This window comes from Phaeobacter italicus, assembly GCF_019801785.1.
Classification (GTDB): Bacteria; Pseudomonadota; Alphaproteobacteria; order Rhodobacterales; family Rhodobacteraceae; genus Phaeobacter; species Phaeobacter italicus.
This window is the reverse complement of record NZ_JAHVIJ010000018.1, coordinates 1-767: the sequence shown is the minus strand read 5'-3', so window position 1 is coordinate 767 and position 767 is coordinate 1. Positions and strand designations below refer to the sequence as shown.

The 767-nt window shown below is 58.4% G+C and carries 1 protein-coding gene; it reads left to right on the top strand.

The window, feature by feature from the left end; translation table 11 throughout:
• Positions 1-65 precede the first annotated feature (65 nt).
• Positions 66-767, top strand: a protein-coding gene (locus KUV39_RS18685) for an IS5 family transposase (protein ID WP_222460648.1) whose coding sequence is annotated in 2 segments (ribosomal slippage) — positions 66-399 and positions 399-767 — 703 coding nt annotated over the 2 segments. Because the reading frame shifts where the segments join, the coding sequence is not laid out codon by codon here. This gene is flagged as partial in the annotation.

Sequence of the window (767 nt, the reverse complement as noted above, 5' to 3'; positions counted from 1 at the left end):
TAGGGTCAGGATGCATTGATTTCAGTCTCGCTACATGATTCACGGCTCCGAAAAGGAGTGGTGACATGAGTGATCTTTTCTGGCTGACCGATGAGCAGATGGGCAAACTTGCGCCTTTCTTCCCTAAGTCGCACGGCAAGCCAAGGGTCGATGACAGACGGGTGTTGAGTGGGATTATCTTCATCAATCGCAATGGCTTGCGCTGGCGGGATGCACCGCGAGAATATGGCCCTCATGATACGCTCTACAGCCGCTGGAAGCGTTGGAGCGGAAAGGGCATCTTCGCGCGGATGATGGCCGGACTGGCGGCGGAACACGGTGAGAAAACGACCGTGATGATCGACGCGACATACCTGAAGGCCCACCGAACAGCGACCAGCATGGCCGCCAAAAAGGGGAGCGTGGCCGCCTGATCGGGCGGACGAAAGGCGGCATGAACACCAAGCTGCACGCCATCTGCGACAGTAAGGGGCGACCAATCGACCTGTTCGTTACCGCCGGACAGGTGAGCGATTACATCGGCGCAAGGGCCCTGCTGCGCGGCCTGCCAAAGGTCAAATGGCCGCTCGGGGATCACGGCTATGATGCTGACTGGTTCAGAGAAGCGTTGCAGGACAAGGGGATACGCGCCTGCATCCCAGGCCGGAAGAAACGCAAGACGCCGGTCAAATACGACAAGCGCAGATACAAGCGTCGCAACCGGATCGAGATCATGTTCGGTAGGCTTAAGGATTGGAGGCGTGTCGCGACCCGTTATGACCGCTGCC